This window comes from Paenibacillus sp. 01T422 (assembly GCF_056398785.1).
Genome location: NZ_JBFTQB010000487.1, coordinates 1 through 4,809, shown reverse-complemented (window position 1 = coordinate 4,809; position 4,809 = coordinate 1). Strand labels below are relative to the sequence as shown.

General features: G+C 48.2%; 3 protein-coding genes and 2 pseudogenes. All 5 read right to left on the bottom strand.

The window, feature by feature from the left end; genetic code table 11:
• Positions 1-208 precede the first annotated feature (208 nt).
• Positions 209-370 (bottom strand): annotated as a pseudogene (locus tag AC1DUA_RS23895) (hypothetical protein); the annotation flags it as partial.
• A 14-nt stretch (positions 371-384) separates the two neighbouring features.
• Positions 385-624 (bottom strand): hypothetical protein, encoded by a 240-nt coding sequence (locus AC1DUA_RS23890; protein WP_477502143.1) that lies wholly within the window; start codon positions 622-624, stop codon positions 385-387.
• A gap of 116 nt (positions 625-740) precedes the next feature.
• Complete coding sequence (locus AC1DUA_RS23885) at positions 741-1,055, bottom strand: hypothetical protein (RefSeq protein WP_477502142.1); 315 nt, start codon at positions 1,053-1,055, stop codon at positions 741-743.
• Positions 1,056-1,171: 116 nt separating this feature from the next.
• Positions 1,172-1,369 (bottom strand): annotated as a pseudogene (locus AC1DUA_RS23880) (YdeI/OmpD-associated family protein); the annotation flags it as partial.
• A gap of 355 nt (positions 1,370-1,724) precedes the next feature.
• The coding region (locus AC1DUA_RS23875) for a fibronectin type III domain-containing protein (protein WP_477502141.1) at positions 1,725-4,809 on the bottom strand (3,085 nt) is incomplete at its 5' end.

Here is a 4,809-nt window from a genome sequence, read left to right as displayed (position 1 = left end):
TTGTATCTACTAAATTCCATATTTTTGAGAAAAACTCCATTAGCCAATCCTCCTAAGAATGTCTTAGTCATAAGTTAAAATTGCCATATAACAGTTTATATTTCTTCATCAGCCCTGCGAAATTCCAGAACTTATACAATGATTAATCTCCATTTTCAATACTTCAATTAAAGTCATCCCTAATTTCTCGTCTTCATTTGGATATGCCCTAACTGCAGTTAATCCAGCCGTGTAATTGACAGTTTTTCCTGGATAAAGGATTGCCACGTATTGAATGGACTGGATTATTCATTCCATCGCGAATTGAATCTCGATAAGCGTGCATTTTATCGATATCTACCTTTTTCGGTTTTCCCGTTTCATTCTTATTCTCATCTTCTTCGACTAGACTATATTAGGGCTCATTTCACTTTGCAGCTTATATCTAGGGTCAAATAGCAGTACTTTTGTGCCGATATCAGGCACTGGACGTTGGAGTTTCACATGCTGAACCGAAGCCAGTTTATGGTTAGCTAACCCCTCTTGCAGAGCCAAGAGCTCTACCTCATCAATAACTCGATAATCTCCGGATTTCTTCTTCTCCAACATATCTGCGATTAGATTTAACAGCACACGCTTGTCCATTGCGCGGGAAGAAATCTTTAGCTCATCCACGACTTTATTAATTATTACGAAGCTCTCCAACTCGTGCAGATAGTAAATTCGAGGGATTCCCTCTGATCCATCGGGTTCAATCTCGGTCAGCTTCCCAAAGAATTGGTTTCCTGTAATTTGAACAAGTCATCTGTTATGACAATACCCTTTTGCTTTGCCTTCCTGTCATTTTCGAAAAATTTAACAAGGATATCCCCCTGGTTCACTACATGAAATGCATCCAGCACATTTACAAATCCATATTTTACAGTTTGCTGGATCAGTTGCTCATGGGTAATATCTTCAGCTATGAATTGCCGACAAGCATTAAGCATAATACTCGATTGGGAAGTGGTTTGTTTATCATTGAGCTTCAAGTGTTCAATTATATTATTAGAAAAGGGAACAGCTAATTCTTCCAAAGTGATGAAGGACTTACCACTTGGGATTAATTAGATTAAAGATTTTGCCATGGAAAATTTATACAATGCGCTGTATCTGCCGAACAAAATTACTGCTCTCCAGAACGATTCCAGCGATCCATAATAGGAAGAACCCTTCTTCCTTCGTCTCTAATTAACCCCAACTTTTCGAGGTGGCGGACACGTTCTTTATTTAATTCAGTCCATGAGCTTTTTTTACTTCTAGGTGACAACCTCTGAGCCAGCTCCGTTTCAGAAATTTTCTTTTTGACTCCATCGATCTATCCAAAGCACAAGGCTTCCTCGACATTCAGGAGATTGCTTTGGAAAGAAAGTACGATATTGCAATATGCCATGCCTTTTTACTTCATGTACCGAACCCAATGGTTATACTGAAGAAGATGATTGATTGTGTTGTTGATACAGGAAAAGTGATTACATTTGAACCTCATTGGATTTTCCTGACCAACAGTGAGCAACACTCCACATGTGTTGAGTGCTGTGTCTTGGATACTTCCTAGAAATAAAAACGTCTGACAACTCAATCACTTCCTTGATCTTCACCCATGCCGAACGTTAGAGTTTGCAGAGCGGTTAACCATCACCGTATCATCTAAAAAGCCAAAATAAAGAAGACCCCTATGCCTAGAGGTCTCCATATCTCGAATCCTATTCGATTTTCTTCACATGAAGCAGGTTCATGATCACCGTCACAGCTTCGGCACGTGTTACCGTTTCTTTAGGTGCGAACTGGTTACCGTCGCGTCCTTTGACGATGCCTATCTGTTTAATCATGAACACCGCTCCCTTGGCCCACTCTGGAATCTCGCTTTCATCGGAGAAGCCAGTCGCGACATCCGTTGGGATCTTCGCGCCATACGCCTTAGCAATCATCATCGCCATTTCCATCCGCGCAATGTTCCCGTCCGGGCGGAAGCTACCATCTGTGTAGCCTGACAAGATGCCGGATTCTACAGCTTGAGTGATCGCTTTCTTCGCCCAAGTAGGAATCTCATTCGTATCGGTGAAGCTTAACGTTGTGTTTCCATTTGAAGGCTTCCATGCATTCATTAGCATCGTAACGAATTCTGCACGCGTAATCGTTGCGTCCGGTTTAAAGCTGCCATCCGTGTAGCCATTAACGATTCCCTGCCGCACCGCTTGTTTGATTGTCTCTTCCGCCCAATGACCGGCGATGTCGCTAAAGTTAACTTCCGTGGACTCAGTCGCTACGATGGGCAAGCCCGACTTTTTATCCACTACAAACACCGCGAACTTCGTAAAATGGTTAACCTCTACGCGGATCTGGTTCCCGTCGATCTTGCCTCCAGGAACTTCTACCCAAGCCTTCTTTCCTTCATCATAATAGAACAAGGCTATTGTTTGATTATCCTTTACCTTGGTCGGGTCAAAGGTAAAAGTCAATGTCACCGGTTTACTAAAATTGCCCGAGTAATTCTTTAGAATCTCGAATATAGAGCTTGCCAGCACCTCATGATTCGCCAGCAGGCCAGGAATCTCACTTAATTCTTCTATCGTTATCTTCAATTCTTTGTCTGAAGCATTAGCTGGAACAGTAATGAGGATCTTGCCATCCAAGCTCATCTCGCCAAGTTTTCCTAACGGAAGCGTAAGATTCCCGTTTGTTGAGCGAATCGGGTCAATGTTGGAGCTTCCGCCATTTCCACCGCTTCCACCAGAACCGCCCGACCCGCCGCTACCTCCACTGCCTCTTGGCATAACAGCCTTGGACGGAGCGGACGCTGCGCTTGATCCGACCCCATTCTTCGCAACTACCGTGAACGTATATTCCGTGCCGTTCGTCAGTCCCGTGACTGTGATCGAACTCGCGGTTGCTGAGGTTCCTGTGAATCCTCCCGGATTGGACGTGACCGTATACCCCGTGATTGCACTACCACCATCGTTCAACGGTGCGTCGAAGCTAACCGTTGCCTTGCCATTACCTGCGCTCGCCGTTACATTCCTCGGAGCGCTCGGCACACCGACACCGATCGGCGCAACGGGTGTCACACTCGCCGATGCCACCGATGCCGCGGAGTCGCCTACTACATTTGTGGCAATTACCGTGAACGTATATGCCGTGCCATACGTCAGTCCCGTGACTGTAATCGGACTCGCAGTTGCAGAGGTTCCTGTAAATCCTCCCGGACTTGACTTGGCTGTATACAGCATGATCGCACTACCGCCATCACTGACCGGTGCGTCAAAGCTGACGGTCGCTGCTCCATTCCCTGCGGTCGCTGTTACATTCGTTGGCGCTCCTGGCACACCTGGCACACTAATCGGCGTCACACTCACTGATGCCAATGATGCCGCGGAGTCGCCTACACCATTCGTCGCAACTACTGTGAACGTATACGCCGTTCCATTCGTCAGTCCCCTGACTGTGATCGGACTCGCGGTTGCAGAAGTTCCCGTGAATCCTCCCGGACTGGACGTAACCGTATAGCCCGTAATTGCACTTCCGCCATCACTCGCTGGGGCGTCGAAGCTAACCGTTGCCGTTCCGTTACCTGCGGTCGCCGTTACATTCGTTGGCGTGCCTGGTGCACTCGGCACAACAATCGCCGCAGTCGGTGTAACACTCGCTGACGCCTCCGATGCCGCCGAATCGCCTATACCATTCTTCGCGACTACCTTGAACGTATACGCTGTTCCATTCGTCAGTCCCGTAAACGTAACGGGACTTGCGGTTACAGAAGTTTTCGTGAATCCCCCTGGACTGGACGTAACCGTGTAAAGCGTAATCGCACTCCCGCCATCATTCGCCGGGGCGTTGAAGCTAACCGTTGCCGTTCCATTACCTGCGGTCGCCGTTACATGCGTTGGCGTGCCTGGTGCAATCGGCACAACAATCGGTGCAGTCGGTGTAACAGTCGGTGTAACACTCGATGACGCCTCCGATATTGCCGAAAAGCCTGCATAATTCTCCACGTATACTACGAATGTATATGAAGTTCCATTCGTCAGTCCTGTCACTGTGATCGGACTCGCGGTCATAGAAGTTCCTATGAATCTTCCCGGATCGGATGCGACTTTATAGTAGAAGATCTTACTACCGCCATCACTGACTGGGGCGTCAAAGCTGACTGTCGCTTCTCCATTCCCTGCACTCACCCTTACATTCCTTGGGGAGCTCGGCGCACCGCTCGGCACAACGGGCGTCTCACTCGCCGATGCAGCGGAGTCGCCTATAATATTCCTCGCGACTACCGTGAACGTATACGCCGTTCCATTCGTCAGTCCCGTGATTGTGATCGAACCCGCGGTTTCAGAGGTTCCTGTAAATCCTCCCGGACTGGACGTGACCGTATATTGCGTGATCGCACTTCCTCCATCACTCGCTGGGGCGTCAAAGCTAACCGTCGCTTCTCCATCACCTGAAATCGCTGTTACATTCGTTGGAGCATCTGGCACGACAACAATCGGCGCAGTCGGTGTAACGCTCGATGACGCCTCCGATGAYGCGGAATCGCCTGCACCATTCTTCGCGACTACCGTGAACGTATACGCTGTTCCATTCGTCAGTCCCGTCACTGTGATTGGACTCACGGATGCAGAAGTTCCTGTGAATCCTCCCGGACTGGACGTGACCGTATAGCCTGTGATCGCATTTCCTCCATTACTCGCTGGGGCGTCGAAGCTAACTGTTGCTACTCCGTTCCCTGCGTTCGCCGTTACATTCGTCGGAGCGCTCGGCACTGCAATCACTTTAAACGCTTTTGAATAAGAA

Coding starts and splice junctions, on each gene's coding strand:
- AC1DUA_RS23890 (WP_477502143.1), bottom strand. CDS start 624: ATGGACAAGCGTGTGCTGTTAAATCTAATCGCAGATATGTTGGAGAAG.